This is a genomic window from Microbacterium sp. bgisy189, from assembly GCF_965345345.1.
Classification (GTDB): Bacteria; Actinomycetota; Actinomycetes; order Actinomycetales; family Microbacteriaceae; genus Microbacterium.
In genome coordinates this window covers 1-26,695 of sequence record NZ_CBDRMZ010000010.1, presented here as the reverse complement: position 1 = coordinate 26,695, position 26,695 = coordinate 1, and the positions used below count along the sequence as shown (strand labels likewise).

The 26,695-nt window shown below is 68.8% G+C and carries 27 protein-coding genes and 1 tRNA gene; 17 read left to right on the top strand and 11 right to left on the bottom strand.

Annotated features, from left to right (window positions below; genetic code table 11):
* Positions 1-96: 96 nt before the first annotated feature.
* From ileS to ACSF8R_RS12235, 5 genes are all read left to right on the top strand, one after another.
* Positions 97-3,435, top strand: coding sequence for an isoleucine--tRNA ligase (gene ileS / locus ACSF8R_RS12255; RefSeq protein ID WP_434812158.1), 3,339 nt, complete (start codon positions 97-99; stop codon positions 3,433-3,435).
* On the top strand, positions 3,432-4,784 hold the full coding sequence (locus tag ACSF8R_RS12250) for a bifunctional folylpolyglutamate synthase/dihydrofolate synthase (protein WP_434812157.1): 1,353 nt from the start codon (positions 3,432-3,434) through the stop codon (positions 4,782-4,784). Before ileS ends, ACSF8R_RS12250 begins: the two co-directional genes overlap by 4 nt.
* Positions 4,772-5,176 carry a DUF4233 domain-containing protein gene (locus ACSF8R_RS12245; protein ID WP_434812156.1) on the top strand — a complete coding sequence of 135 codons (405 nt, stop codon included), beginning with the start codon at positions 4,772-4,774 and terminating at the stop codon, positions 5,174-5,176. The genes ACSF8R_RS12250 and ACSF8R_RS12245 overlap by 13 nt, the downstream gene beginning before the upstream one ends.
* A 1-nt stretch (position 5,177) precedes the next feature.
* Complete coding sequence (gene ndk / locus ACSF8R_RS12240; protein ID WP_434812155.1) at positions 5,178-5,591, top strand: nucleoside-diphosphate kinase; 414 nt, start codon at positions 5,178-5,180, stop codon at positions 5,589-5,591.
* Between the two features lie 227 nt (positions 5,592-5,818).
* On the top strand, positions 5,819-7,234 hold the full coding sequence (locus ACSF8R_RS12235) for a DUF222 domain-containing protein (RefSeq protein WP_434812154.1): 1,416 nt from the start codon (positions 5,819-5,821) through the stop codon (positions 7,232-7,234).
* A 249-nt stretch (positions 7,235-7,483) separates the two neighbouring features.
* Here ACSF8R_RS12235 and ACSF8R_RS12230 read toward each other — a convergent pair whose 3' ends face one another.
* On the bottom strand, positions 7,484-8,083 hold the full coding sequence (locus ACSF8R_RS12230) for a vitamin K epoxide reductase family protein (RefSeq protein ID WP_434812153.1): 600 nt from the start codon (positions 8,081-8,083) through the stop codon (positions 7,484-7,486).
* A 282-nt stretch (positions 8,084-8,365) separates the two neighbouring features.
* Between ACSF8R_RS12230 and ACSF8R_RS12225 the strand changes: the two genes are divergently transcribed.
* On the top strand, positions 8,366-10,660 hold the full coding sequence (locus ACSF8R_RS12225) for an Rne/Rng family ribonuclease (protein ID WP_434812152.1): 2,295 nt from the start codon (positions 8,366-8,368) through the stop codon (positions 10,658-10,660).
* A 5-nt stretch (positions 10,661-10,665) separates the two neighbouring features.
* Here ACSF8R_RS12225 and ACSF8R_RS12220 read toward each other — a convergent pair whose 3' ends face one another.
* A complete protein-coding gene (locus ACSF8R_RS12220; RefSeq protein WP_434812151.1) occupies positions 10,666-10,938 on the bottom strand; it encodes a DUF4031 domain-containing protein in 273 nt (90 codons plus the stop codon).
* Between the two features lie 193 nt (positions 10,939-11,131).
* Between ACSF8R_RS12220 and rplU the strand changes: the two genes are divergently transcribed.
* The 10 genes from rplU to ACSF8R_RS12170 all read left to right on the top strand — a co-directional run bounded on the left by rplU (position 11,132) and on the right by ACSF8R_RS12170 (position 17,853).
* Entirely contained in the window at positions 11,132-11,440 is a 309-nt protein-coding gene (rplU, locus tag ACSF8R_RS12215) for a 50S ribosomal protein L21 (RefSeq protein ID WP_434812150.1), read from the top strand.
* A gap of 17 nt (positions 11,441-11,457) precedes the next feature.
* A complete protein-coding gene (gene rpmA, locus ACSF8R_RS12210) occupies positions 11,458-11,715 on the top strand; it encodes a 50S ribosomal protein L27 (RefSeq protein ID WP_434812149.1) in 258 nt (85 codons plus the stop codon).
* An 81-nt stretch (positions 11,716-11,796) separates the two neighbouring features.
* Positions 11,797-13,305 (top strand): GTPase ObgE, encoded by a 1,509-nt coding sequence (gene obgE, locus ACSF8R_RS12205; RefSeq protein WP_434812148.1) that lies wholly within the window; start codon positions 11,797-11,799, stop codon positions 13,303-13,305.
* Entirely contained in the window at positions 13,302-14,126 is an 825-nt protein-coding gene (gene proB, locus ACSF8R_RS12200) for a glutamate 5-kinase (protein ID WP_434812147.1), read from the top strand. The genes obgE and proB overlap by 4 nt, the downstream gene beginning before the upstream one ends.
* 28 nt (positions 14,127-14,154) lie before the next feature.
* Positions 14,155-15,420, top strand: coding sequence for a glutamate-5-semialdehyde dehydrogenase (locus ACSF8R_RS12195; protein ID WP_434812146.1), 1,266 nt, complete (start codon positions 14,155-14,157; stop codon positions 15,418-15,420).
* A 46-nt stretch (positions 15,421-15,466) separates the two neighbouring features.
* A complete protein-coding gene (locus ACSF8R_RS12190) occupies positions 15,467-15,688 on the top strand; it encodes a hypothetical protein (RefSeq protein ID WP_434812145.1) in 222 nt (73 codons plus the stop codon).
* A 10-nt stretch (positions 15,689-15,698) separates the two neighbouring features.
* A complete protein-coding gene (gene nadD, locus ACSF8R_RS12185; RefSeq protein ID WP_434812144.1) occupies positions 15,699-16,295 on the top strand; it encodes a nicotinate-nucleotide adenylyltransferase in 597 nt (198 codons plus the stop codon).
* On the top strand, positions 16,292-17,341 hold the full coding sequence (locus ACSF8R_RS12180; protein ID WP_434812143.1) for a hypothetical protein: 1,050 nt from the start codon (positions 16,292-16,294) through the stop codon (positions 17,339-17,341). Before nadD ends, ACSF8R_RS12180 begins: the two co-directional genes overlap by 4 nt.
* A complete protein-coding gene (gene rsfS / locus ACSF8R_RS12175) occupies positions 17,341-17,712 on the top strand; it encodes a ribosome silencing factor (protein WP_434812142.1) in 372 nt (123 codons plus the stop codon). The genes ACSF8R_RS12180 and rsfS overlap by 1 nt, the downstream gene beginning before the upstream one ends.
* Positions 17,713-17,777: 65 nt before the next feature.
* Positions 17,778-17,853, top strand: a tRNA-Ala gene (locus ACSF8R_RS12170).
* Between the two features lie 88 nt (positions 17,854-17,941).
* Here the strand turns inward: ACSF8R_RS12170 and ACSF8R_RS12165 are convergent.
* The 9 genes from ACSF8R_RS12165 to ACSF8R_RS12125 form a co-directional block, all read right to left on the bottom strand.
* The gene (locus ACSF8R_RS12165; RefSeq protein ID WP_434812141.1) at positions 17,942-19,366 is read right to left on the bottom strand and encodes a phytoene desaturase family protein; all 1,425 of its coding nucleotides are present in this window, start codon (positions 19,364-19,366) and stop codon (positions 17,942-17,944) included.
* Positions 19,359-19,604, bottom strand: coding sequence for an alpha/beta fold hydrolase (locus ACSF8R_RS12160; RefSeq protein WP_434812140.1), 246 nt, complete (start codon positions 19,602-19,604; stop codon positions 19,359-19,361). Before ACSF8R_RS12160 ends, ACSF8R_RS12165 begins: the two co-directional genes overlap by 8 nt.
* Before the next feature lie 164 nt (positions 19,605-19,768).
* Positions 19,769-19,954 carry a hypothetical protein gene (locus ACSF8R_RS12155; RefSeq protein WP_434812139.1) on the bottom strand — a complete coding sequence of 62 codons (186 nt, stop codon included), beginning with the start codon at positions 19,952-19,954 and terminating at the stop codon, positions 19,769-19,771.
* A complete protein-coding gene (locus ACSF8R_RS12150) occupies positions 19,951-21,219 on the bottom strand; it encodes a hypothetical protein (RefSeq protein ID WP_434812138.1) in 1,269 nt (422 codons plus the stop codon). The genes ACSF8R_RS12155 and ACSF8R_RS12150 overlap by 4 nt, the downstream gene beginning before the upstream one ends.
* Positions 21,207-22,337: a hypothetical protein gene (locus ACSF8R_RS12145; RefSeq protein WP_434812137.1), complete on the bottom strand. Its 1,131-nt coding sequence runs from the start codon at positions 22,335-22,337 to the stop codon at positions 21,207-21,209. The genes ACSF8R_RS12150 and ACSF8R_RS12145 overlap by 13 nt, the downstream gene beginning before the upstream one ends.
* On the bottom strand, positions 22,334-23,029 hold the full coding sequence (locus ACSF8R_RS12140) for a hypothetical protein (RefSeq protein ID WP_312677310.1): 696 nt from the start codon (positions 23,027-23,029) through the stop codon (positions 22,334-22,336). The genes ACSF8R_RS12145 and ACSF8R_RS12140 overlap by 4 nt, the downstream gene beginning before the upstream one ends.
* 10 nt (positions 23,030-23,039) lie before the next feature.
* The gene (locus ACSF8R_RS12135; RefSeq protein WP_312677308.1) at positions 23,040-23,387 is read right to left on the bottom strand and encodes an STAS domain-containing protein; all 348 of its coding nucleotides are present in this window, start codon (positions 23,385-23,387) and stop codon (positions 23,040-23,042) included.
* A 9-nt stretch (positions 23,388-23,396) separates the two neighbouring features.
* On the bottom strand, positions 23,397-23,705 hold the full coding sequence (locus tag ACSF8R_RS12130) for an STAS domain-containing protein (protein ID WP_434812136.1): 309 nt from the start codon (positions 23,703-23,705) through the stop codon (positions 23,397-23,399).
* Positions 23,702-25,210, bottom strand: coding sequence for an ATP-binding SpoIIE family protein phosphatase (locus ACSF8R_RS12125; protein WP_434812135.1), 1,509 nt, complete (start codon positions 25,208-25,210; stop codon positions 23,702-23,704). The genes ACSF8R_RS12130 and ACSF8R_RS12125 overlap by 4 nt, the downstream gene beginning before the upstream one ends.
* A gap of 159 nt (positions 25,211-25,369) precedes the next feature.
* Here ACSF8R_RS12125 and ACSF8R_RS12120 point away from each other — a divergent pair.
* The coding region (locus ACSF8R_RS12120; protein ID WP_434812134.1) for a BTAD domain-containing putative transcriptional regulator at positions 25,370-26,695 on the top strand (1,326 nt) is incomplete at its 3' end.

Below are 26,695 nucleotides of genomic sequence, written 5' to 3'. Positions count from 1 at the left end.
ACAGCCGTCGGAGAGGGGCGTCCCCGGACGCAAGCGAGGTGGTACCGCGGTCGAAGGATCGTCCTCGCAGGAGCACACGAGACCTGCGAGAGAACGATGACCTACCCGCTGAACGCCGACGAGCCCGTCGTCCCGAGCCCCCGCTTCCCCGACGTCGAGCGCGACATCCTCGCCTTCTGGCAGCGCGACGACACCTTCCGCGCCTCCATCGAGCAGCGCGAAGGCGCAGACGAGTGGGTCTTCTACGACGGCCCACCGTTCGCCAACGGGCTGCCGCACTACGGGCACCTGCTCACCGGCTACGCGAAGGACCTCTTCCCGCGCTTCCAGACGATGTGCGGCAAGAAGGTCGACCGGGTCTTCGGTTGGGACACGCACGGCCTGCCGGCGGAGCTCGAGGCGATGAAGCAGCTCGGCATCACCGAGAAGAGCGAGATCGAGGCGATGGGCATCGGCGCGTTCAACGCGAAGGCGAAGTCTTCGGTACTGGAGTACACCCGCGAGTGGGAGGACTACGTCACCCGCCAGGCGCGTTGGGTCGACTTCGAGCGCGGCTACAAAACGCTCGACACCAACTTCATGGAGTCGGTGCTCTGGGCCTTCAAGGAGCTCTACGACAAGGACCTCGCCTACGAGGGGCACCGCGTGCTGCCGTACTGCTGGCGCGACGAGACGCCGCTCAGCAACCACGAGCTGCGCATGGACGACGACGTCTACAAGATGCGCCAGGACCCGTCCGTCACCGTCACCTTCCCGCTCGTCGGCGCGAAGGCGGAGACGCTGGGCCTGACCGGTGTGCGTGCCCTCGCCTGGACGACGACGCCGTGGACGCTGCCGACAAACCTCGCGCTCGCCGTCGGCCCCGATATCGACTACGTCGTCGTCCCCGGCGGACCGTCCGGTGCCGCCGATGTGCACGCAGACCGCGCCGAGGGGGAGTCGCACCGGTACCTGTTGGCAGAGCCGCTGCTGGGCGGATACGCGAAGGACCTGGGCTACCCGGATGCCGAGGCAGCGCACGCCGCCGTCGAGCAGACAGTGCGCGGCGCCGACCTCGAAGACGTCCACTACGACGCGCTGTTCGACTACTACGCCGACGCCGAGACGTGGGGCACCGAGCGCGCCTGGCGCATCCTGGTCGACGACTACGTCACCACCGGCGACGGCACCGGCATCGTGCACCAGGCACCCGCCTACGGTGAGGACGACCAGCGGGTCACGGCAGCCGCCGGCATCCCGCTCATCATGAGCCTCGACGACGGCGGACGGTTCCTCTCGCCCGTCACCGACGTCGCCGGCGAACTGTGGCTCGACGCCAACCGGCCCCTCATCCGCCTGCTGAAAACGGAGGGACGCCTGCTGCGCGAGGCGAGCTACGAGCACTCGTACCCGCACTGCTGGCGGTGCCGCAACCCCCTCATCTACAAGGCCGTCTCGAGCTGGTTCGTGCGCGTGACCGAGATCAAGGACCGGATGCTGGCGCACAATGACCAGATCACCTGGGCGCCCGAGAATGTCAAGCACGGCCAGTTCGGCAAGTGGCTCGAGGGTGCGCGCGACTGGTCGATCAGCCGCAACCGCTTCTGGGGTTCGCCGATCCCGGTGTGGAAGAGCGATGACCCCGAGCACCCGCGCGTCGACGTGTACGGTTCACTGGCTGACCTCGAGCGTGACTTCGGCGCGCTGCCGCGCAACGAGCAAGGCGAGGTCGACCTGCACCGTCCCTACATCGACGAGCTGACCAGACCGAACCCCGACGACCCGACCGGTCAGTCCACGATGCGCCGCATCGAGGACGTGTTCGACGTCTGGTTCGACTCGGGCTCAATGCCGTTCGCGCAGGTGCACTACCCGTTCGACAACCGCGAATGGTTCGACACGCATGCGCCGGCCGACTTCATCGTCGAGTACATCGGGCAGACGCGCGGCTGGTTCTACGTCATGCACGTGCTGTCGACCGCGCTGTTCGACCGGCCCGCGTTCAGCGGCGTCGCCTGCCACGGCATCGTGCTGGGCAGCGACGGACAGAAGATGTCGAAGTCTCTGCGCAACTACCCGGACGTCTCCGAGGTGTTCGACCGCGACGGTTCCGACGCGATGCGCTGGTTCCTCATGAGCTCGTCGGTGCTGCGCGGCGGCAACCTCGTCGTCACCGAAGAGGGCATCCGGGCGGGCGTCCGCGAGTTCCAGTTGCCGCTGTGGAACGCGTGGTACTTCTTCGCGACGTACGCGAACGCCTCCGGCGGCTACCGCGCGCGCCGGCGCACCGACTCGACGAACGTGCTCGACCGGTACATCCTGGCGCTCACCGGCGACCTGGTGCGCGACGTCGCGGCCGACCTCCAAGCCCTCGACTCCACGATGGCCGCCGCGAAGCTGCGCGAGTTCACCGAGGCGCTGACCAACTGGTACATCCGCCGCTCCCGCGACCGGTTCTGGGTCGGCGTGACCGACGACCCGGCATCCACCGAGGCGTTCGACACGCTCTACACCGTGCTCGAGACGCTCACCCGCGTCGCCGCGCCGCTGCTGCCGCTGATCACCGAGCGCGTGTGGCAGGGCCTCACCGGTGGCCGCAGCGTGCACCTGGAGGACTGGCCGGATGCCGCCGAGTTCGCCCACGCGGGCGACATCCGCGCGGCGATGGATGCCGTGCGTGAGGTGTCCTCCGTCGCCAACGCGCTCCGCAAGCGCGAGGGCAAGCGAGTCCGCCTGCCGCTGCCGCGTCTCACGGTCGCGGTCGCCGATGCGGCGGCGCTCGGGCAGTTCGACGAGATCCTGCGCGACGAGCTGAACGTGAAGTCGGTCGACCTCGTCGAACTCGACGAATCCGTCGCCGAGTCGTACGGCATCACCCGCAGGCTCACCGTCAACGCGCGCGCGGCTGGTCCGCGTCTCGGCAAACAGGTGCAGCACGTCATCGCCGGCGCGAAGGCGGGGCTATGGACCGAGGATGCCGACGGCGTCGTCGTCGACGGCATCCGCCTTGAGCCGAGCGAGTACGAGCTCGCCCTGGAGGCCGGCGGTGTCGCAGAAGGCACCGCGATCGCGCTGCTGAGCGACGGCGGCTTCGTGCTGCTCGACACGGCGACGACGCCCGACCTCGAAGCCGAGGGGCTCGCGCGCGACATCGTGCGCGCCGTGCAGGACACCCGCAAGGCCGCCGGCTTCGACGTGAGTGACCGCATCGCCCTCGGGCTGCAGTTCGCCGACACCACCGACGCCGAGTCCGTGACCGCAGGGTTCGAGGCGGCCGACGTGGCGGGGGAGACGCTTGCGCTCGCGTACGTGGTTCGCGCCGAGTCCGGCACGCTCGCGTCTGCCGGCGAGCTGCCCGACACCGTCGAGCACGAGGCGGTCGTCGATGCCGGCACCTACGCGAACCGCGGCGCCGTGACGGTCACCGTCACCCGTCTGCAGGAGGAGAACCGATGAAAGACGAAGCTCGCGCCGACGCCGTGTACGCGGCCCTGCTGACCCGCCAGGGGGAGCAATGGGTGCAGCCGCGCGTCGAGCGCACCCGCCGTGTGCTCGAACTGCTCGACGACCCGCAGCGCACCTACCGCGTCGTGCACGTCACGGGCACCAACGGCAAGACCTCGACCAGTCGCATCGTCGAGAGCCTCGTGCGCGCGCACGGCCTGCGCACCGGCCTGTTCACCAGCCCGCACCTGGCGCGGTTCACCGAGCGCATCATGATCGACGGTGAGCCGATCGCCGACGCCGCGGTCGCCGACGCGTGGGACGAGATCGCCCCGCTCGTCGACCTCGTCGACAAGGAACTGTCGGCCACCGGTGATGCACCGCTGACCTTCTTCGAACTGCTGACCGTACTCGCCTTCGTCGCGTTCGCCGACGCGCCCGTCGATGTCGCGGTGATCGAGGTCGGCATGGGCGGCGCATGGGACTCGACGAACACGGCCGACGGCGACGTCTCCGTGTTCGCGCCGATCGACATCGACCACGCCGACCGGCTCGGCGACACGATCGGTGAGATCGCGACAGTGAAGTCGGGGATCATCAAGCGCGGCGCGGCCGCCGTCTCAGCGCCGCAGGTGCCCGAGGCCGAGTCCGTGCTGCGTGCCGCCGCGACGGTACAGGAGGCGACCCTCGCCGTCGCTCCGACCGACTTCGGCGTGACCGCCCAGCACCTGGCCGTCGGCGGACAGCAGCTGTCGGTGCGCGGCCTGGCCGGCACCTACGACGACCTGTACCTGCCGCTGTACGGCGCGCACCAGGGGCAGAATGCCGCCCTGGCGATCGCCGCGGTCGAATCGCTCATCGGCGGTGGCACCCAGCCGCTCGCCGCTGACGTGCTCACCGAGGGCCTCGCCGAGGTGACCTCGCCCGGTCGCCTGCAGCTGGTGGGTGTCGCCCCGACCGTGCTCGCCGACAGCGCGCACAACCCGCACGGCGCGCGGGCCCTCGCGGAGGCACTGCGCACCTCGTTCGACTTCGACGAATGGGGCGTCGTGCTCGGCGTGCTCGGCGACAAGGATGCCGACGGCATCCTCGCCGCACTCGCCCCCGTCGCGACGCACGTGTTCGCCACCGGCCCCGACTCAGAGCGGGCGGCCGACCCCGACACGCTCGCCGACCTCGTCGAGGCCGCCGGCCTGCCGGTCACCGTGCACCCGGGTCTCGCAGACGCCGCCGACGCCGCCCGGGAGTGGGCCTCGTCGTCAGAGCGTCGCGCCGTCATCATCGCCGGCAGCGTCGTACTCGCCGGCGAAGCGGTCACTCTTGCCGAGTCGGAGGAATGGAAGAGCGGGTGGGGTCGTTGACTCGCGTCCCACGCCCACGCCGTCGCCGGGGCGCCGAGGAGTCCCTCACGTCGATCGTGCTCGGCTTCGAGGCGATCGTCGCGTTCCTCGCGGGCCTCGTGATCTATGGCACCTCAGCGCTGCCCGACCCGATCCCCGACTGGTGGGGGATCGTCGCAGGCAGCGTGTTGGCGGTGCTGATGATCGTCAGCGGCCGCTTCGTGCGGTACCGCTGGGGGATCGCGCTCGGATGGTTCTGGCAACTGGTCGTCGGCGCCGGCGCGTTCCTCGTGCCCGCACTCGCGGTGGTCGCCCTGATTTTCGGTGCCATGTACGCGTATGCGACGATCAAGGGCGCAGCCCTCGATCGCGCGAATGCGACGCGGGCGGCGACCGACACGAACGGAGACTGACATGACCCTCGAACAGACCCTCGTCCTCGTCAAGCCGGACGGCGTGGCTCGGGGCCTGACCGGCGCGATCCTCGCCCGCATCGAGGCGAAGGGCTATGCGCTCGTCGACATCCGCCTGGTCGAACCGGACCGCGACGTGCTCGAGCAGCACTACGCCGAGCACGCCGGCAAGCCGTTCTACGAGCCGCTGCTCGAGTTCATGATGTCGGGACCGTCCGTCGCGATCCGCCTCGCCGGCAACCGCGTCATCGAAGGATTCCGCTCACTTGCCGGGACCACCGACCCGACCACCGCCGCCCCTGGCACCATCCGCGGTGACTTCGGCCGCGACTGGGGACTGAAGGTGCAGCAGAACCTCGTGCACGGCAGCGACAGCCCGGAGTCGGCGGCGCGCGAACTCGCGATCTGGTTCTGACGTCCGGCCCATGCCGTAGACCCTGTCGCCCCGCGAGCGTAGCGAGTCGAAACGCCCCGCCGACCCCGTGATCGCCCGCCCCGGCGGATCCGGAAACTCCCGGTGATCGAGTGCCGTGGCGCAGCCGGCACTCCCGGTGATCGAGTGCCGCGGCGCAGCCGCGGTGTATCGAGATCCCTTGTGGATAGCGTGGCGTGAGTGTCGGAGGTCCGTGACATGATTCGAACATGTCTTCGAACGGGGTGATCGGGTTCAGCGACGGGGAGACCGCCGTCCTGGCCGAGATCGTCGCGGAGATCGAGAAGACCCAGGCGATCCTGACCGAGGTGCTGTCCCGGCAGACCCGGGCGCTGGCCGCTGCCGGTGACCTGGCGCGGAAGCAGGCTGCGGGGTCGCCGCAGGCGGTGCGGGATCATGACATGGCGCTCCGCGGAATCGCGGCGGAGGTGGCCGGGGTGTTGCGGGTCACGGACCGGACCGTGCAAGCCAGGATCGGGCAGGCCCTCGACCTGGTGGAGCAGTTCCCGGTCACGATGATCGCGTGGGAGCAGGGCACGATCACGCAGGGGCATGTGCGGGTGATCGCGGAGACCGGTGCGATCATCCCACCCGGGGAACGCGCAGCGTTCGAAACGCACGCGGTGCAACGCGCTGTCGACGACACACCCGGCCGGATCCGCGATGAGCTCCGGCTCCTCGCAGAACGCCTCCATCCCCGCACCCTGCAGGAACGGCATGTCGACGCGAGGGAGGCCCGGCGGGTGTGTGTCACCCCGATCGGGGATGGGATGTCGGAAGTCACTTCGATCGTCCCGTCGGTGCTGGCCGATGGGATCTACGACCGCCTCACCCAGCAAGCCCGCGCGGTGAAAGACGCCGCGAAACACCCCCAACTGGTGGACGCGTTCGGTCGCACCCGCGCCCACACGGACGGGGCCGGCACCACCGACACAGACACCGACACCGGCGACGCTGACCTGCGCCTGGGGCCTGATACGAGGACGATGGATCAGCTCCGGGCGGACGTGTTCACGGACCTGCTGCTGACCGGCGCACCCGGCGCGGATCCGACTCGCACCGACGACGGCCCCGGGGTGCTGGGTGCGCTCCGAGGCAGAGTGCAGATCCTGGTCCCCGCGCTCACCCTCCTCGGCGACGACCGGGCACCGGCAGACCTCGTCGGACACGCACCCATCGACCCCGCCACCGCCCGCGAACTCGCCACCGTCATGGAAGGGCCGTGGGAACGGGTCATCACCCACCCGGTCACCGGGGCCGTGCTCCACTGTGACACCTACCACCGGACCGCAGCGATCGACCGGTTCCTCCGCGCCCGTGACCGGCACTGCCGGTTCCCCGGGTGCCGGCAGCCCGCCGTCAGGTGCGAACAGGACCACACCATCGACCACGCCCACGACGGGCCCACTGAGGTCTGCAACCTCGAGCACTTGTGTCAACGGCATCATTCGATGAAGCAGTTCACCGCCTGGAAAGTCCGACAACACGGCGGCGGGATCCTGGAATGGACCAGCCCCCTCGGCAGGGTCTACATCGACAAGCCACCCGTCCTCGGCGTCCACTTCACACCCGAAACCAACCACCCACCCAGGCCACGGTCGCCCGACGATCCACCACCCTTCTGACGACACGCACCCCACCCGCCATCCCGGGTCGTTGAGCGAGCACAGCGAAACGAAACGGTCCGCCCCGCACGGTGCTCCCGGTCATTGAGCGAGCGCGGCGAGCCCAGAACGCCGTCCGCCATCGCGCCCATGCGTTTCGTCTCGTCGCTGCGCTCCTCGCGCAACGGCCAACACCGGCGCACCCCGGTGGTTGGGCGAGCGCAGCGAGGCGAAAGGGAGTGCCGTCGCGAACGACTCCGGGGCGTTCGGCTAGAGGTACGAGATCCAGTCGAGCTCGAGCTGGGCGATCAGCGCGATGACCGCATAGGTCACGACCGTCAACAGCGGCATCCACCCCATGAGGGTGTCTGCGGTTGCGCGCGCCTTCGCGGGGAGCGGGACAACGCCCGAGCGGAGCACGTGCAGTGTGACGGCATAGAACGACGGGAACGTGACCGCCCAGGTGACCATGCACCACGGGCAGAGCGTGTGCAGGTCGTACACCGACTGCCCGATCAGCCAGATCACGAATCCGACGGCGAATGTCATCCCCGCCCAGAACAGTAGCCAGAACCAACGGGCGAAGCGCGCCCCGGCGAGAATCGCCGCCCCGACGACGACGGGCGCCATCCACGCCGTGAGGCCGATCAGGGGGTTCGGGAATCCGAAGACGGCCCCCTGCCAGGAGCCGAGATTCTCGGTGCACTGCACGACGATGCTGAAGTCGCAGGAGGCCGCGGTGCCGGGATTCTCGGCGGCGTGCAGCTTCTCGATGGTCAGCACGAAGGCTGCGATCCAGCCGACCACACCGGCGACGATCAACCAGATCGCGAGAACTCGCGGGCGGGTGTGGGAGAGGCGCGTCGGCATGGCCCCGATTATCCCATCGGGCCGGCGGCGGGCCGCCGTGACGAAGCGTTCGGCCGAGGCCAATCCCACGCGCCGCGCGTCTTAGTGCGATAATGGTCCTCGACCACCCCCGCGGGAACGCCCGCGGACCGCGTCGCAGAAGACTTCGGGCCCACAGCGCCCACGCAGGACGCGCCTCGCGCCGCCTGCAGACCGATGGCATTCGCGGCACCAGCTCACCGCAGCGGCGCCGCCAGATACATGAGCGGGACGGCACGGCCTCCCGCGAGGAGTACGCCAGTGATGGCCGACGAGAACAACACGACACCCGACTCCGATGCGACCGACGTTGAGGCGCCGACGCTGACCTTCCCGGAGGAGGCCACGACCGCTGAGGCGCCGGCCACCGACGAAGCGCCCGCAGCGGCCGAGCCTGACGCGGCCGAGCCTGACGCGGCCGAGCCCGAGGCGGAAGCAGCCGAGCCCGAGGCGGAAGCAGCCGAGCCCGAGGCGGAAGCAGCCGAGCCCGAGGCGGAAGCAGCCGAGCCCGAGGCGGAGACACCCGTGACCGCGGTCTCGCTCGGACTCCTGCCCGAGAACTTCGTCTCGGCGGTCTCGACCCAGCTGATGTTCTATGCACCGGCGATCGTGCCGCTCCCGGCCCGACCCGAAGACGAATCCGACGGAGACGACCAGGCGGCATCTGGCGGATCTTCGCGTCGACGCCGGCGTCGCGGTGGGGGAGGCGGCGACGACTCCGGATCCAGCGCCGACAGCGGCGGCGGATCACCGCGCCGTCGCGCCGTCGAGGTCGTCACCGAACCGCAGCGCATCAAGGGATCGACTCGTCTCGAGGCGAAGAAGCAGCGCCGTCGTGACGGCCGTGAGGCCGGTCGCCGTCGCGCGGTCGTCACCGAGGCCGAGTTCCTCGCACGTCGCGAAGCGGTCGACCGCGTCATGATCGTCCGCTCCAAGAACGGTCGCGTGCAGATCGCGGTCCTCGAAGACAACGTGCTCGTCGAGCACTACGTGGCCCGCAACCAGGACGCATCGCTCATCGGCAACGTCTACCTCGGTCGCGTGCAGAACGTCCTGCCGAGCATGGAGGCCGCCTTCGTCGACATCGGGCGCGGCCGCAACGCCGTGCTCTACTCAGGCGAGGTGGACTGGGACGCCGTCGAGACCGGCAACCAGCCGCGACGCATCGAACTGGCGCTGAAGTCTGGCGACAAGGTGCTCGTTCAGGTCACGAAGGACCCGGTCGGCCACAAGGGCGCCCGTCTGACCAGCCAGATCTCACTGCCCGGCCGTTACCTCGTGTATGTGCCCGGCGGCGCCATGAACGGCATCTCGCGGAAGCTCCCCGACACCGAGCGCGCGCGCTTGAAGAAGATCCTCAAGGAGGTGCTGCCCGAGTCCTCCGGTGTCATCGTGCGCACCGCAGCCGAGGGAGCCACCGAGGAGCAGCTCACCCGCGACGTGCAGCGCCTGACGTCCCAGTGGGAGCACATCAGCACGCAGTCCGAGTCGGGGCAGGCGCCGTCGCTGCTGCACTCTGAGCCCGACCTGTTGGTCAAGATCGTGCGCGATGTGTTCAACGAGGACTTCTCGAAGATGCTCATCCAGGGCGACGAGGCGATGTCGACCATCACCTCGTACCTCAAGGGCGTGGCGCCCGATCTGCTCGAGCGGGTCGAGAAGTACGAAGACGAACAGGATCCCTTCGACGCCCACCGCGTCACCGAGCAGATCGAGAAGGCGCTCGACCGCAAGGTCTGGCTGCCCTCCGGCGGTTCGCTCGTGATCGACCGCACCGAGGCGATGACCGTCGTCGACGTCAACACCGGCAAGTTCGTCGGATCGGGCGGCAACCTCGAAGAGACGGTCACCAAGAACAACCTCGAGGCGGCCGAGGAGATCGTCCGCCAGCTGCGCCTGCGCGACATCGGCGGCATCATCGTCGTCGACTTCATCGACATGGTGCTCGAGTCGAACCGCGACCTTGTGCTGCGGCGACTCGTCGAATGCCTGAGCCGTGACCGCACGAAGCACCAGGTCGCCGAGGTGACCTCGCTCGGCCTCGTCCAGATGACGCGCAAGAAGCTCGGTCTCGGGCTGCTCGAGACCTTCAGCGAGGCCTGCGAAGTGTGCGCCGGCCGCGGCGTCATCGTGCACCACGATCCCGTCGTCAAGCACCGCTCACCGCAGCAGAACGGCGGCCAGCGTCGCTCGCGCGGCTCGAACGGTTCGAACGCCTCCAACGGTGGCGGCTCGACGCCGCCCGCATCGAACGGCGGGACGCACGTGATCACCGAGGGTGCGAAGTCGGCGCTCGCGCAGATCGCGGCATCCACGATCCATCCGGTGCCGGATGCCGCGCCCGTCGTCGAAGAAGAAGCCCCCGTCGAACGGCCGAAGAAGCCGCGTCGCAAGAAGGCGGATGCCGGCGCTCCCAAGACCGAGACCGACATGCTGCTCGACTCGGTGCTGAACGCCCTCCCCGAGCCGAAAGCACCGGGCCAGGGCCGCGGTCGTCGCCGGGTCACGACTGCCGCACTCAGCGGCACGCCGGTGTCAGCGACGCCCGACGTGGAGTGAGTGGGTCACCGCCCCCGACGTTCGCGGGCGGTGACGCGCAGACCCGAGGCGATCAACCGCCGCACGAGTTCGTGCCCTGACACGGGTACGGCGCCGGCCGCGACCAGCCGCCCGACTGCGTCGTCCGGAACGTCGTAGTGGTCGAGGTCGAATGCGCGACGCGGGATGCCGTTCGCCGCCGCGAAAACATGCAGTTCGTCGAGGTCGCTGTCGCTGACCAGGTGCGCCCACAGCCGCCCGTGTGCGGGCCAGCGTGGGTCGTCGACGAGGATGGTCATCCCGTGATCGTAAGCCGCGAGCAACACGCTGCGGCGCGCTTTTGCTCTCACGTTCCGCATCCGGTAAACTCGACCCTTGGTGCGTCACGTGTCGCAGGCCTATGGCGACCGAGCTCAGCTTCCGCACCAGGACTTCCCAGTCTCACAGGACAAACCGGAGCCGTGCGCTCCAACAGAAGAAACAAGGTGTGAAGTGGTTTACGCAGTTGTGCGCGCCGGCGGCCGTCAGGAGAAGGTCGAAGTCGGCACCATCGTCGTGCTCGACCGCCAGCAGGCGAAGGTCGGCGACAAGATCGAGCTTCCCGCCGTCCTCTTCGTCGACGGCGACGCCGTGACGACCGACGCCGACAAGCTCGCGAAGGTCAAGGTCACCGCTGAGGTCCTCGGCGAGGAGCGCGGCCCGAAGATCATCATCCAGAAGTTCAAGAACAAGACCGGTTACAAGAAGCGCCAGGGCCACCGTCAGGACCTCACGCGCGTCAAGATCACCGGCATCAAGTAAGCCAGGGAGACACAGACATGGCACACAAGAAGGGCGCAAGCTCCACCCGCAACGGTCGTGACTCCAACGCACAGCGCCTCGGCGTGAAGCGTTTCGGCGGCCAGACCGTCAACGCCGGCGAGATCCTCGTCCGTCAGCGCGGCACCCACTTCCACCCCGGCGCCAACGTCGGCCGCGGTGGCGACGACACGCTGTTCGCACTGGCCGCAGGTGCGGTCGAGTTCGGCGCGAAGGGCGGCCGCAAGGTCGTCAACATCGTCGCAGCGGCCGAGTAAGCCACACGATTTCTCGGTGAGGGGCGGGCTTCGGCTCGCCCCTCACCTGTATCCACCTGACATCGACCGAGGGAGACAGGCATGGTGACCTTCGTCGACCGCGTCACGCTGCACTTGCGCGCAGGCAAGGGCGGAAACGGCTGCGTCTCGGTGCGCCGCGAGAAGTTCAAGCCGCTGGCCGGCCCCGACGGCGGCAACGGCGGCAACGGCGGTGACGTCGTCCTCGTCGCGGACCCCCAGGTCACCACGTTGCTGTCGTACCACCACTCGCCGCACCGCTCGGCGGGCAACGGTGGGTTCGGCATGGGTGACAACCGCTCCGGCGCCGCGGGCGAGCACCTCGACCTGTCGGTGCCGGTGGGCACCGTCGTCAAGACCGAAGACGGCGACGTGCTCGCCGACCTCGTCACCCCCGGGATGCGCTTCGTCGTCGCTCCCGGCGGGCAGGGTGGGCTGGGTAATGCGGCGCTGGCCTCACCCAAGCGCAAGGCACCCGGCTTCGCGCTGCTCGGCACGCCGGGCTGGGAGGGCGATGTCCAGCTCGAACTGAAGACCGTCGCCGACGTTGCACTCGTCGGATTCCCCTCCGCGGGCAAGTCCAGTCTCATCGCGGCCGTCTCAGCAGCGCGACCGAAGATCGCCGACTACCCGTTCACGACGCTGCACCCGAACCTCGGTGTCGTCCAGGCCGGCGACGTCCGCTTCACCGTCGCCGACGTCCCCGGCCTCATCGAGGGAGCCAGCGAGGGCCGCGGCCTCGGGCTCGAGTTCCTGCGGCACGTCGAGCGGTGCACCGCGCTCGTCCACGTGCTCGACTGCGCGACCCTCGAACCCGGGCGAGACCCGCTGAGCGATCTCGACGTCATCCTGCGCGAACTCGAGAACTATCCCGTGCCCGAAGGACAGGTGCCGCTGCTCGAACGCCCGCAGCTCATCGCGCTCAACAAGGTCGACGTGCCCGAGGCGAAGGATCTTGCCGATCTCGTCCGGCCCGACCTCGAAGCGCGCGGCTACCGGGTGTTCGAGATCTCGACCGTCAGCCACGAAGGCTTGCGGCAGCTCTCGTTCGCGCTCGGCGACATCATCTCGCAGCACCGCACCGCGCAGGCCGTGGACGTGCCGCCGGAGCGTGTCGTGATCCGCCCCAAGGGCGCCGAACGCGAGTTCGAGATCCGCGTCGAGGGCGGCACGTACGGCAACATCTATCGCATCCTCGGCGCAAAGCCGGTGCGCTGGGTGCAGCAGACCGACTTCCAGAACGAGGAGGCTGTCGGCTTCCTGGCGGACCGGCTCGAGAAGCTCGGCGTCGAGGACGAGCTGTTCCGCGTAGGCGCACAGGCCGGTTCCACGGTCGTCATCGGCCCCGGCGACGGCATCGTGTTCGACTGGCATCCGTCGCTCAGTTCTGCCGCGGAGCTCATGACGGCGCCGCGTGGCACCGATCCGCGTCTGGATCTCAACCCGCGGCGCACCACGTCGCAGCGTCGCGAGCGGTACCACGACCGCATGGATGCGAAGGCCGAGGCACGCGCGGAGCTCGAGCGCGAACGCGTCGCCGGCGCGACCTGGGACGACGAGGACGACGAATGACCGTGCTCGAGCGCGCGGATATCCCCGCAGCTCGTCGTGTCGTCGTCAAGGTCGGCTCGTCGTCCATCAGTGGCGACGCGGCCTTTCGCATCGATCCTCTCGTCGAGGCGATTTCGACGGTGCACGGTCGCGGCACCGAGGTGGTGCTCGTCTCGTCCGGTGCGATCGCCACGGCGATCCCGTTCCTCGATCTGGGCGGGCGCCCCAACGATCTCGCGACGCAGCAGGCCGCTGCCGCCGTCGGGCAGAACGTGCTCATGTGGCGCTATCAGACCTCCCTGGACCGGTTTCGCATCCTCGCCGGTCAGGTCCTGTTGACGGCGGGCGACCTCGAGAACCCGACACACCGTTCCAACGCGCGTCGCGCGCTCGACCGTCTGCTGGGACTTCGAATCCTGCCGATCGTCAATGAGAACGACACCGTCGCGACCCACGAGATCCGCTTCGGCGACAACGACCGGCTCGCGGCGCTCGTCGCGCAGCTGATCGGTGCGGACGCGCTGATTCTGCTGAGCGACATCGAGAGCCTGTACACGCGCCCGCCCGGTGAACCGGGGGCGCGGCCGATCGACCGGGTGGATGCCGACGACGATCTCTCCGGGTACGAGTTCGGCTCGGTGGTCGTCAACAGCGTCGGCACCGGCGGTGCTGCGACGAAGGCGACGGCCGCTCGCCTGGCCGCGCACGCGGGTGTGGGCACGCTGGTCACGAGCGCCGACCTCATCGCCGAAGCGCTGGACGGTGCCGCGGTGGGCACCTGGTTCGCGCCGGCCCTCGACGCGCCCCAGGTGTCTGGGACGGGCTCGGTGCGCACCGTCTGAGCACGCGGGCCGCCGATAGACTGGCGACATGACGACGACCATCGCCGCCCGCTCCGCCCAGGAGCGCATGGAGCTCGCGCGCGCCGCCTCCCGCCGCGTCGCACTGCTGGACGACGCGGCGAAGACCGCACTGCTCGACGGCATCGCGTCGGCCATCGAACGCGACAGCAGCGAGATCGTCGCAGCCAACGCCGTCGACCTGGAACGCGGTCGCACGGACGGCATCTCGACGGGGCTGCTCGACCGACTGACCCTGGATGCCGGCCGCGTGCAGGCCCTCGCCGACGCCGTGCGCGCCGTCGCCACGCTGCCCGACCCGGTGGGGCGCGTGCTCGACGAGCGCACGCTGCCCAACGGGCTGCACCTGCAAAAGGTGTCCGTGCCGTTCGGCGTGGTCGGTTCGATCTACGAGGCTCGACCGAACGTCACCGTCGACATCGCGGCACTCGCGCTGCGCTCCGGCAACGCGGTCGTCCTCCGCGGCGGCACCGCCGCGTTGCACACGAATCAGGCGCTCGTCACCACGATGCGCAGCGCGCTGGCGGATGCCGGTGTCGACCCCGAGGCCATCCAGACCGTCGACGACTTCGGTCGCGACGGCGCCCGGGCGCTCATGCAGGCGCGCGGGCTGGTCGATGTGCTGGTTCCGCGGGGGAGCGCGGCACTGATCGAGACGGTCGTGACCGAGTCGTCGGTCCCGGTCATCGAGACCGGCGCGGGCGTCGTGCACATCGTGCTCGACAGCACGGCGCCGACCGAGCGGGCGCGTGAGATCGTCGTGAATGCGAAAGCCCAGCGCCCGAGTGTGTGCAACGCGGTCGAGACGGTGCTCGTGCTCGCCGACGCGGCCGATCGCCTCGTCCCCGCCGTCGCCGCCGGACTCATCGACGCCGGTGTGACGATCCACGGAGACGAGGCAGTGCGTGCGCTCGTGCCGTCTGCCGTTCCCGCGACAGACGCCGATTGGGCCACCGAGCACATGAGCCTCGACCTCTCGATGCGGGTCGTGGATGATCTGGATGCGGCGCTCGAGCACATTCGTACTTACTCCACACAGCACACCGAGTCGATCATCACGGACGACACAGCACGCGCCGAGCGATTCCTCGCAGAGGTCGACGCGGCCGTGGTGATGGCCAATGCGTCGACCCGCTTCACCGATGGGGGCGAGTTCGGATTCGGCGCAGAGGTCGGCATCTCGACGCAGAAGCTCCACGCCCGTGGCCCGATGGGCCTGCCAGAGCTCACCAGCACGAAGTGGCTGGCGCGCGGCGACGGGCAGATCCGCCCGTGAACGCATAGACTGAACAGCGCACGTCGCCACCACGATCGGAGCCGGAATGACCTTCGCCACAACCGCCGTCCTCGCCGCTGCCGAGGGGGAGCACCACGTCGGCTTGTTCGACAACGTCGGTTTCGGCATCATCGCCCTCGTCATCTTCTTGGCGCTCGGGCTGGTCACCATCTCGTTCCGCAACGTGGCGAACCGCCACTCGCAGAAGGCCGAGGCCTACGCGAAGTCGCACGCCGCCGAACTGCAGGCGGGGCACGGCCACCACTGAGGCCGGTCGGATGGCTTCCGCGCGCAGACCCCGCATCGGGGTCATGGGTGGCACGTTCGACCCCATCCATCATGGGCACCTCGTGGCGGCCAGTGAGGTCGCACAGTCGTTCGGTCTCGATGAGGTCGTGTTCGTGCCCACGGGGGAGCCGTGGCAGAAGGACGATGTCACCGAGAGCGAGCACCGCTATCTGATGACGGTCATCGCGACCGCGTCGAATCCGCAGTTCACGGTGAGCCGGGTCGACATCGACCGCTCCGGCCCGACCTATACGATCGACACCCTCCGCGATCTGAAGGCGCAGCGGCCCGACGCCGAGCTCTTCTTCATCACCGGTGCGGACGCCATTGCGCAGATCCTCAGCTGGCGCGATCATGATGGACTCTGGGACCTCGCCCATTTCGTGGCCGTGTCGCGACCGGGGCACGTCTTGAACGTGGCCGACTTGCCCAGCGACGACGTGAGCGTGCTCGAGATCCCCGCCCTGGCGATCTCGTCGACCGACTGCCGGGCGCGCGTACATTCCGGACACCCGGTGTGGTACCTGGTTCCGGACGGTGTCGTCCAATACATTGCGAAGCATCACCTTTACCGGAGCAAGGCATGACTGAACCCGACCAGCCGGAGACTCCTCCACTCACGCGCAGACAGCTGCGCGAGCTGCGCAACACCGCTTCGACCCCGATCATCACCCCGGACGTCGAGGCGGCCGCCCATGCGGAGGCCGAGGCCCGTGCGACAGAGGCGCCCGTCGAGGCGCCGTTGCCTCGCCCCGCTGTACCGCCCATGATCGGAGAGCCACCGGTCGCTGACGCCACCGTCGACCTCACGATCCCTGCGCTGACGCGGCGTCAGGCGCGCCAGCAGGAGCGTCTGCGCACCGCATCGATCCCGGTCATCGCGCCGGAGTCGGCCGATGGGGCCGCCGCGCAACCGGATGTCGCTGAGGACGCGGACGTCGTCGAGGACGTCGTCGAACCGGCATCCGATGACGACACCGACACGACTGCCGCTGTCGAGGCCCCGGGGAAGGCGGACGAGTCGGCATCCGATGCCGTCGAGGACGCCGTCTCGGAAGACATCGCCGACGCGAACGAGCAATCGACCGAACCGGCGGACGAGGCTGAACAGGCCGAGGACGAAGCTGAACAGGCCGAGGACCAGCCCGCTGCCGAGGAAGCACCCGCAGAACCGGCTCCCGTCGCACTCGAGGTCGAATTGCCGCCGTCGTTCGACCGCCTGCTTTCCCGCCAGGGCAACGGCGCCTCGTCGTCGACGAACGCGCTGATCCTCTCTCAGACGCCTGAGACGTCGTCGCTGACGTCGCCCGTCACCGCCACGGGCGAAGTGATCATCACCGGCACCTTCTCACTGCCCGACAGCTACGGCTCGACCGGTTCGGTCCCAGGATCCGCCGATGGCAAGGACGTCGACACCGTCCTCGTCGACGGCGAGATCCCGGCAGCATCCTCCCCGACACCGATCGCCGCGAGCTCGGCGATCAGCACGATCAAGAGTGCAGAAGACATCATCCGTCCGCCGGCACCCGAAAAGGGCAGCCGACTCATGATGGCCCTCGCGATCACCGCGGGCGTCCTCGCGCTGGCCCTCGCCGGCGTGCTCATTCTGGCGATCGCGACAGGAGTGCTCTGATGGCCGTCACCGAACAGACCCGCGAACTGGTGCAGGTCGCCGCGGCCGCCGCCGACAGCAAGGGCGGAGAGGACTTCGTCGCGCTCGACGTGTCGGAGCCTCTTCCGCTCGTGGATGCCTTCCTGCTCGTGAGTGGACGCAGTGAGCGGAACGTCGCTGCGATCGCCGACGAGATCGAAGACAAGATGCTGGAGAACGGCTTCAAGCGGCTGCGCCGCGAGGGCCGCGACCAGGCGCGCTGGGTGCTTCTGGACTTCGGTGACCTCGTCGTCCACGTCTTCCACGAAGAGGAGCGCACCTTCTACGGGCTGGAGCGTCTGTGGAAGGACTGTCCGGTCATTCCTGTGGAGCTCCCCGCCCGCGCCGATTAGCGGGCATGGTCCTCAGCACGGTTCGGCATGTAGTAGGCTTGACGAGTTGCCTCGACGGCGACAGAGGGCCTGTGGCGCAGCTGGTAGCGCACCTGCATGGCATGCAGGGGGTCAGGGGTTCGAGTCCCCTCAGGTCCACCAAAACTCCCGGTAAAGCACCAAAACTTCACTCCGGGTCAGGCTTCCATCTCCTTTGCGGGCACTGCACTTGAGGGGACTGCGGCGTGCTTCACGAGATGAGGTGGCGCAGTGCGTCGTGGGCGGCGTTCCAACCTGCCATCCCGTGCGCACCGCCGCCAGGCAGAACCGAAGTGGATGCCAGGTAGACGCCGCGGAGCGGTGTGCGCCACGGCGCGTGCGACAGGCGCGGCCGGGCGAACAGCTGCGCGACATCGTTCGCGCCGCCGCCGATGTCGCCGCCGACGAGGTTCGCGTCCCACGCTTCGAGAGCGGACGGCGTCCAGACGTGGCGGGCGAGGATGCGTTCGCGGAACCCGGGTGCGAACCGTTCGATGCGATCTTCGATAAGCACGGTCGCGTCGCCGCGCCAGCCGTTCGGCACGTGGATGTAGGCCCAGCCCGTCTGCTTGCCGATCGGCGCGCGCGACGGATCGGCGACGCTGGCCTGTACCAGCAGCACATACGGATCGTCTGAGACCCGACCGGCGGCCACTGCGGACTCCGACGCGATCACTGTTTCCGCGGTGCCGCCAATGTGAACGGTGCCGACAGCGGCGAGTTCCTCGTCGGTCCAGGGGATACGCCCATCCAGCGCCCAGTCGATCTTGTAGGCCGCGGGTCCGTAGCGCCAGCGCTCGAGCCGACGCCGGTAGCGTGCCGGCAGCCGGTCTCCAGCGATGCGAGCAAACTGCCGCGCATCCACATCGAGGACGACGGTCCGAGCGCTCGGCAGCTGGCCGAGGTCGGTGATCCGAGTGCCGGTGACGACGTCGCCGCCGAGCGATCGCAACCGTGCGACGAGTGCGTCGACGAGTCGCTCGGACCCGCCGGCGGCGACCGGCCACCCGACGGCGTGCGCGAAGGACCCGAGCACGATCCCAAACGCGGATGACCCGAGGGCTGTGAGCGGCAGGAACGAGTGGGCGGCGAGACCGGCGAACAGGGCTCGCGCAGGCTCCTGGTGGAAGCCGTGCCTGATCGGCGTCGACGCCGGCCAGCCGCCATGGAGACCGAATTTGGCCAGCGTGAGCGGGGCGCGGGGCGGGAGGTGGGAGAGATCGAGCACAGACTCGGCGAGTCCCTCCCATCGGTCCGCGAGACCGCCGAGCACGGCCGACCAACGTCGCCCGTCTCGTCCCAGACCCGCTGCGGTCTCCTGATGGGACCGGCGGAGAAGCACCGACTCGCCCGGCCGGATCGCGTGGCCGAGTGGGGCCGCAGCGTGCAGGAACTCGACCCCCGCGGGCGTGATCCCCAGCGCGCGCATCGCGGGAGAGGCGAGGCCGAGCGAGAGGACCGTAGCCCCGATGTCGTGGACGAACCCGGGAAGTGTGAGCTCCTCGGATCGCAGCGCCCCGCCGGGGCGCGACTCGGCCTCGATCACCGTGACCCGCATCCCGGCCTCAGCCAGCACGACCGCCGCGACGAGCCCGTTGACCCCCGCGCCGACCACGACCGCATCGAGATCAGTCAACGCGACTCCAGAAGGCGTGCACGAGATCCATCGTGGCAGTCGGCGCCTCGAACGGGGTGAGGTGGCGCGCTCCCGGAACGGTGACGACGGTGCGCGGCGGTTGCGCGGGGCGCAGGCTGGGGGCGGCTTCCTGCCCCCAGACGCGGTCCTCCTCACCCGAGACGAACAACGTGGGCATCGTCAGGTCGGCGCTCAGCGGGGTGAGATCGGCCCGCCGGATCGACACTGCCCCGATCATGCGGGCCAGACTCGATCTGTCGGCGCGAAGCAGACAGTCATCCAGGTACGCGGTTGCCGTTCGCTGCTTCCTCGACTGATCGGCGAGCATGCCCGCTGCGATTGTTCGTCGGATCGGGCGCGTTGCGCCGACGATGCGCAATGAGCTTTGGAGCGCGATCATCATCATCCGCTCCGAGCGAGTGACACGCAGTCGTCGAGTGATGATCCTCGCGGCGCCGGCGGGCCGCCGAGATGGCCCGGCCCGCTGATGCGCAACAGGTAGCGGGATTGAGCGAACGCCGGCGCGACCTTGTCCCACATGCGGTCATCGACCAGCATCGAATGCCAGAGCACGGCGGTCCTGGTCATCGCGGGGCTCCGCGCACCCATACGCCCACCGTCGCGGGCTGCAGTGTGCGCTCGACGGCGCGCCGGAGTTCGGGGACGGTGGCCTCCGGGTCGACTTGAGTCTGGATGCGGCTGCCGAACTCCTCGACGACGGCCTCCGCGTCGTACCGTGCTCGATCGAAGCGCCGATCGAGCACGCGCTGAAGCCAGCGCATCAAGGGGAGGAACGCCGCCGCGGCGATCAGCGTCGCAAGAGCGACCAGCACCTGGTTGGCGCCGTCGAACAGCGACCCGACACCGATCACGATCCCGACGTAGATGCCGACGATCGTGAGCAGCACGAGGGCGTAGGAGATCGTCCGCGAGATGATCCGGTCGATCGCATAGAGCCCGAGGCGAAGGACGGCGAAGAGGATCGACAGCGGAATGAACGAGTACGACAGCGCAACGAACGCCGTCACGTCCATCTCGCGGGCCCACGGCTCTGCCGACAGCGCACCGCTGATCGCCCACGAGAGCACAAGCAGGGTGATCGGGACCGCGCACCCCCAGAACATCCACCGCAGCTGCGTGCGCTCCTGGGCATCCGCACTGCGATAGCGCACGAACAGGGAGGTGAGCGATCCGAAGAAGGCGATGCCGAGCACGCTGAAGATGATCGCGGAGACGACGCCGGCCGCATCGCCCCACGCAATGAACGCGAGAGGACTGTCGACTCCGTAGCCGACGCCGAGTGCCGCGACCTCGGGCGCGGTGCTCCCGATCGCTGTCGCGATCACGATCCAGACGATCGTGAACCACGACCACGCGCGCCATCGGGCCGACGGCAGACGACCGGTGGGGAATCGCAACGGCACCTGGGTCATGAGCAGTCCGATGGGCGGCAGCCAGCTCATGTTCGCCTCGCCGTTGGCTCCCGCAATCAGCAGGAGCCAGCCTGCGGCGGTCTCATCCACGGGGATGAGCCAGTAGCCGGCGAGGGTCAGGATCGGCATGGTCGCGAACAGCACCGGGATGGCGAGGATCACCCAGCCGAGCGAGTTGCCCGGGCGCTTCCAGGCGATCAGCCAGCCTGTGGCAAGTGTGGTGAGCAGGAACACGCTGATCGCCAGCAGCCCGACGACGGAATTCCACGACTGAGCCTCACCGCTCGAGCTGCCCGCGGCCTCTGCCAGGCGCGCGGCGGTGATCGGATCCTCCGGAGCGAAGAAGGAGGCGACGAACCCGGTCAGGGTGTAGAGGGCGAGCGCATGGGCGATCCAGGTCCGGCGGATCATCTCGTCCACAGGCCGATCGTGGTCGGCTGGAACGTGCGATCGACGGTCGCGAGCAGTTCCGGAGCTATCGTGTCGGGATCGACTTCGGAGCGGAGGCGGCTGCCGAACGTCTCGACGACGGCTTCGGCGTTGTAATGCGCGCGATCGAACCGGCGGTCCAGACCGCGCTGCAGCCAGCGCAGCAGCGGGAGGAACACGGACGCGACGATGAGGGTCGCCACGGCGACCGGGATCGGGTTGTCGGCGGGGACGAGCGAGCCGACCCCGATCACCACCCCGACGTAGATCCCGACCACGACCATCAGGATGAGGCCGTAGCTGATGGTTCGGGAGACGACCCGGCCGAGGTCGTAGAGACCATGGCGGCTGACGGCGATGTAGATCGCCACAGGAATGAAGTTGACGACAACCCCGAGCACGCCGAAGACCGCGAACCACGGCGAATCGTCGGGGAGGATCGCGGACAGGATTCCTACGGAGATGATGTCGACGATGACGACGGCCAGCCCGAACACCAGCCACCGGTACTGCAGGCGCTCGACGCTGCCGGCACGCGCCCAGCGCACCGCGACGTCGACGAGGATGCAGATGACGATCACGAAGAACAGCGGATAGATGAGAACGGAGTTGAACAGATCGATCTGCGCCGCCAACGCGGTGCGCGCCAGCGGGTTTGCCCGACCTGACTCCAACTCATCGCCGAAGAGGGCTGCGATCGCTGCCACACCCACCACCGCGATCGCGGCCCGCAGCACCCACTGACCGAATCGCGTCTGCACCCTGCCTGTCGGAAAGAACAGGCCGATCAGTGGCATCGTCCCCCAGACGAGCCACGCCATGCCTGTATGGATGGCTTCCACGTGGACCGAGCCCGTCTGTCTGGCGAAGATCTCGAGCAGGCCGGATGCCGTCGCGATGAGTCCCAGGCCGAACAGCAGCCAGCCGACGCCGTTGCGGGGCTGCCGAGCCAGGATGAGCGCCCCGACGACGGAGAACCCTGTGAAGGAGATGAGCATCGTCGGGGAGCCGGCCACCGTGCTGATGACGCCGACGACGATGAACGCGGCCACACCGAGCGAGAGCAGCGCGTATCGCAGGATGGGAGCGGTCGGCCCGGATACGGTCATTGCGAAGATCCCCGCCGCCCGGCCAGGCGGTGTCGAACGTTGCTCATCAACACGCCGTGGAAGACGTTCGTCCAGTTGCGCCAGATGAACAGCCGGTCCACGCACACGGTGACTTCCGTCGGCTCTGCCCCCGCGACACCGTGCTTGGCGGCGATATTGCGCAGCGTCTGCTTCCAGAAGTCCGCTTCGACCTTCGCGACCATGGGGAACATGAGCTGGATGACCGGGTCGTAGGGGCGCACCAGCATCCGGATCTCGGCGACCGTTCCGGCATCCTCACTGCGCGCCGAGAAAGTAATCATGGCGCCGAACATGTGACCTTCCGGCGTGATGTACGAGAACGAGGTGTCATCCTCGTACATCACGAGGATTCCGGTGCTGAGCCCGCCGGTCGTCAACGGAGTGACGTCGCCGGCCTTGATCGTCCCTGTGGCGTGGAAGGTCGCATTCTTCGGCCAGAAGTCGCCGAAGTGCGCCTTCCAGTCGGCGACCAGCGCCTCCGCGGCGATCGCGGTGCCGAGGGCGATGGTGAAGGTGCGGTCCCAGAGGGAGCCGAATGCCTGCTGCGGGCCGGCGACCCGCTTGCCCTCGACGTTGAAAGCCTTCTCGCTCGCCGCACCCTCGACGTGCAGGCGATCGACCGGCTTCGCCCAGTGGCCCTCGTTGCGCGGGCCCGGCTCGGAACTCGTCATCTTCGCCACCTCAACTCCGTGTCGCGGTCTCGATGTCGTCGTACAGGCCGATCGCCTCGTCGAGACGGGTGAGCTGGAAAATCTGCCGGTAGTGCTCGGTGAGACCGACCGCGGCGACGGACTGATTCCTGCGCTGAGCACGCACCAGCATCGTGACGATCAGGCCGATGCCTCCGCTGTTCATGTAGTCCATGCCCGTGAAGTCGAGCACGATGCGCCGGGCGCCGGCATCCGTGGCCTGCTCGTGCGCGGTGAGCAGCGGCTGCTCGCACGCGTTCGTGACTTCGCCATGCACCGCGACGGATGCTGCGCCCGATCCGAGGTCGGTGGTGATGAATGTGGCTGGATTCGCGGGCATGCTGCGCTCCTAGGCGATCTCGATGTAGTCGCTGAGTCGGGTGATATCGAAGATGTGGCGGTAGTGCTCAGTGAGCCCGGCCGCTCGGAGGCTGACGCCGGAGGCGCGCGCCTGCGTGATGAAGCCCACGATGAGTGCGATGCCGGTGGAGTTGATGTAGTCGATCCTGCTGAAGTCGAGCAGGACAGTGGACGGCGAGGTCGCGCGTGCCGATATCCATGCCGATTCCAGTTCGGCAGCGGCTTCGCGGTCGATCCGGCCACTGAGAAGCAGGACCGCTTCGTCCTCGAGGGTCTTCACGGAGACGTCGATGCTCATCGGTTGACTCCTTCGGCCGCGCGAACGCGCATGGTCAGACGAACGAGGTGTCGGTCACCGTCGCTGAACTCCTCGATGTCATCGACGAGGCTCCGGGCGAGGAAGAGGCCCCATCCACGGGGTGACTGGAGCCCCGCGAGCTTGAGGTCGAGGTCGGGGACGTCAGGCATCTCGTGGCGGCCACGGCCGAAGTCGGCGATCTCCACGACCACGGTCTCGGCCGTGCGACGCACCGTCACTTCGCAGTCCAGTCGCGGATCGGCGCGGTTGCCGTGCTCGATCGCGTTCATCGCCATCTCGCTCACGGCGGTCTTGAGCGCGTCGAGGCGCTCCGCGGCGAGAGCATCGCCGACGATGGCCGCGACACGATCCATGGCTTCGCGCTCGTTGCCGAGCTCACTGGGGACCGCGAATCGCACCGTGTCGGTGCTCGCGCCCGCCGCGCCCCGATGGAGCGCCACCAGCGTGATGTCGTCCTCCTGCTCGACGTCGCCCTGAAACTCCGCGAGGACGGCCGTGACACGGTGGACCAGGTCGGCGCTGCCTGTCGCATTCCGAACGACCGCCTCGGTGCGCGAGTAGTCGAACATCTCTCCGTGCGCGTCGTGCTGCTCGGTGATCCCGTCGCTGTAGAGCAGCAGGAGTTCGCCGAGCCCGATCGTGGTGCGGGTCTCGTCGTACTGACTGCCCGGCATCAAGCCCAGCGGCATGCCGCGGGCAGAGAGTTGCTCGACCTCGCCGCTTCGACGGCGCACGTAGGGGAGATTGTGTCCCGCGTTCGCGAACGTCGCCGCACCGGTGGTCAGATCGATGCTCAGCGCCAGGCACGTCACGAACATGCTGGCGGGAATCTGCGTCACGAGCAGTTCGTTCACGCGCTGCAGCACTTCGCCGGGATGCGCCGAGTTCTGAGCGGCCGAGCGCAGCAGTGCATGTGTGCTCGCCATCACGAGCGCGGCCGGCACGCCCTTGTCGGTGACGTCTCCGGCGACGACCAGCACACGGTCACCGCCGAGATCGATCACGTCGTAGAAGTCGCCGCCGACGGTGCGCGCCGGCATGTAGAAGGCGTCGAGATGCCAGCCCCCGAGCTCGGGCAGCTCGGTGGGGAGGAACTGCTGCTGGATCAGCTGAGCGACATGCAACTCCTGCTCGATCCGCTCGCGGTCGCGCGCCTCGCGCTCCTGAGCGCGCATCATCTGCCCGAGCCGGAGCGCAGGAGCGGCGTAACGCGCGAGCGCATCGAGCAGCCGCCTGTCGCTGCGGGCGTATCCGCGCTCCGACCGTCGCGGGCCGAGCGCGATGAGGGCGACCAGTTCGCCGCTGGTGACCAGTGGCACGATGACCTGAACGCCCTGCTCCCGCATCCGCTCAGTCGCAGGGGAATGGGGCAGCGCGGCGATGTCGAGGGGGCCCGAGGTAGTGGCGAGGTAGCGCAGCACCGGATCCTGCTCGTCGATCTCGATCTCGATGTGCTCGGCGGGCTGGACCTGCTCGGCGCGCATAACACGTCTCTCCGCACGGCTGGTCTTCGGCATGCCCCGAAGGTGCCACAGCGGGCGTTCCGAGAGCGTTACGGCTGGACACTCGAGCATTGCCCGCCGTTACGGTTGAGCGCTACCGTCGCCTGCATGCTGGACTTCCGATGGCTCGGACCACCCCGTGTGCGCCGCGATGCGGTGAACGTCCGCTTCGACACGCGAAAGGCCGTCGCACTCCTCGCCTACCTCAGCGTCGAAGAACGGACCATCGGCCGCGACGCGCTGTGCGAGATCCTCTGGACCGATCTCGACCGGTCGCATGCGCGCGCCGCACTGCGCCGCACGCTCTCGGTCGCTGCAGCCGCGGTGCCGGAGATCATCGTCGACGGGGATGCGATCTCACTGGACGGCGGACGCGTTCGCTGCGATGCCGTCGAGTTTCGACGCCTGGTAGCTTCCGATGCCTCGTCGGATTGGGGCCGAGCGGCAGAGCGCTTCACCGGCGACTTCCTCGACGGATTCTCGCTTCGGGACGCGCGCGAGTTCGACCAGTGGCAGGTGACCATCGCTGCGAGCCTTCGCGATGACCTGTCCCTCGTGCTGGGCATGCTCGTCACTCACGCACTGCGCGGAGGGCGCCCCGGTGATGCGCTCGGCCACGCCCGGCGGCGGATCGCCGTGGATCCTCTCGCCGAACCGGCGCACGTCGACCTGATCCACCTGCTCGCGGCCCAAGGTGATCGCCCCGGAGCGTTCGCCGCGTACAGGACTCTCGTCGAGGTGCTGGACACCCAGCTCGGCATCGCACCGCTGCCGACCACCCAGGCGCTCATGGAGCGCGTGCGCACCGGCACGCTCCAGGCTCCGGAGAGCGCAGATCGCGCGATTGCACGGTCGGCGGTGACCGCGCCCGCGCGACCGGATGAGGAACTCGCCGCCGTAGAGGGAGCGGCGGCGGGGGTGCTCAATCGCCTGCTCGCCGTCGGCGACACCACACGGCAGATCATCGAGGCGCTGGCCGTGCTCGCGACACCTGTGGACACCGATCTGCTGCGTGACGTCGCTGGGCGCACCGCCGACGAGACCGGCGCGGCGATTGCAGAGGGCACGGGCGTGGGGCTGATCACTGTGGCCGGGGCGACGGATGCCTCGGAGGTGCGGGTCGCGCACCGGCTCGTCGCCGACGTCTGCCGAGAAGGCCTTCCGCTCGCCCGTGAAAGACTCCTCCACGCGCGTGCGGCTGACGCACTCGCCCGTCGGTCAGGGATCGGCCCGGCCGCCGCGGACCGCGTCGGCCGTCATTTCGCCGCGGCGGGAGACGATGGCAGCGCGGCAGTCTGGTTCGTCACCGCCGCAGAAGCGCATGCTCGGGCCGGTGACCACGTCGCAGCCGTCGATGCGCTGCGCAGCGCGCAGACAGTCGGCCGCAACACCGTCAGCGTGTACGTCGCCCTCGGCACGGCGCTGGGGGGGGGGGGGGGGGGGGGGGGGGGGGGGGGGGGGGGGGGG

Coding starts and splice junctions, on each gene's coding strand:
- ileS (WP_434812158.1), top strand. CDS start 97: ATGACCTACCCGCTGAACGCCGACGAGCCCGTCGTCCCGAGCCCCCGC.
- ACSF8R_RS12250 (WP_434812157.1), top strand. CDS start 3,432: ATGAAAGACGAAGCTCGCGCCGACGCCGTGTACGCGGCCCTGCTGACC.
- ndk (WP_434812155.1), top strand. CDS start 5,178: ATGACCCTCGAACAGACCCTCGTCCTCGTCAAGCCGGACGGCGTGGCT.
- ACSF8R_RS12235 (WP_434812154.1), top strand. CDS start 5,819: ATGTCTTCGAACGGGGTGATCGGGTTCAGCGACGGGGAGACCGCCGTC.
- ACSF8R_RS12230 (WP_434812153.1), bottom strand. CDS start 8,083: ATGCCGACGCGCCTCTCCCACACCCGCCCGCGAGTTCTCGCGATCTGG.
- ACSF8R_RS12225 (WP_434812152.1), top strand. CDS start 8,366: ATGGCCGACGAGAACAACACGACACCCGACTCCGATGCGACCGACGTT.
- ACSF8R_RS12220 (WP_434812151.1), bottom strand. CDS start 10,938: ATGACCATCCTCGTCGACGACCCACGCTGGCCCGCACACGGGCGGCTG.
- rpmA (WP_434812149.1), top strand. CDS start 11,458: ATGGCACACAAGAAGGGCGCAAGCTCCACCCGCAACGGTCGTGACTCC.
- obgE (WP_434812148.1), top strand. CDS start 11,797: ATGGTGACCTTCGTCGACCGCGTCACGCTGCACTTGCGCGCAGGCAAG.
- proB (WP_434812147.1), top strand. CDS start 13,302: ATGACCGTGCTCGAGCGCGCGGATATCCCCGCAGCTCGTCGTGTCGTC.
- ACSF8R_RS12195 (WP_434812146.1), top strand. CDS start 14,155: ATGACGACGACCATCGCCGCCCGCTCCGCCCAGGAGCGCATGGAGCTC.
- ACSF8R_RS12190 (WP_434812145.1), top strand. CDS start 15,467: ATGACCTTCGCCACAACCGCCGTCCTCGCCGCTGCCGAGGGGGAGCAC.
- nadD (WP_434812144.1), top strand. CDS start 15,699: ATGGCTTCCGCGCGCAGACCCCGCATCGGGGTCATGGGTGGCACGTTC.
- ACSF8R_RS12180 (WP_434812143.1), top strand. CDS start 16,292: ATGACTGAACCCGACCAGCCGGAGACTCCTCCACTCACGCGCAGACAG.
- rsfS (WP_434812142.1), top strand. CDS start 17,341: ATGGCCGTCACCGAACAGACCCGCGAACTGGTGCAGGTCGCCGCGGCC.
- ACSF8R_RS12160 (WP_434812140.1), bottom strand. CDS start 19,604: ATGATCGGGGCAGTGTCGATCCGGCGGGCCGATCTCACCCCGCTGAGC.
- ACSF8R_RS12155 (WP_434812139.1), bottom strand. CDS start 19,954: ATGACCAGGACCGCCGTGCTCTGGCATTCGATGCTGGTCGATGACCGC.
- ACSF8R_RS12145 (WP_434812137.1), bottom strand. CDS start 22,337: ATGACCGTATCCGGGCCGACCGCTCCCATCCTGCGATACGCGCTGCTC.
- ACSF8R_RS12140 (WP_312677310.1), bottom strand. CDS start 23,029: ATGACGAGTTCCGAGCCGGGCCCGCGCAACGAGGGCCACTGGGCGAAG.
- ACSF8R_RS12135 (WP_312677308.1), bottom strand. CDS start 23,387: ATGCCCGCGAATCCAGCCACATTCATCACCACCGACCTCGGATCGGGC.
- ACSF8R_RS12130 (WP_434812136.1), bottom strand. CDS start 23,705: ATGAGCATCGACGTCTCCGTGAAGACCCTCGAGGACGAAGCGGTCCTG.
- ACSF8R_RS12125 (WP_434812135.1), bottom strand. CDS start 25,210: ATGCGCGCCGAGCAGGTCCAGCCCGCCGAGCACATCGAGATCGAGATC.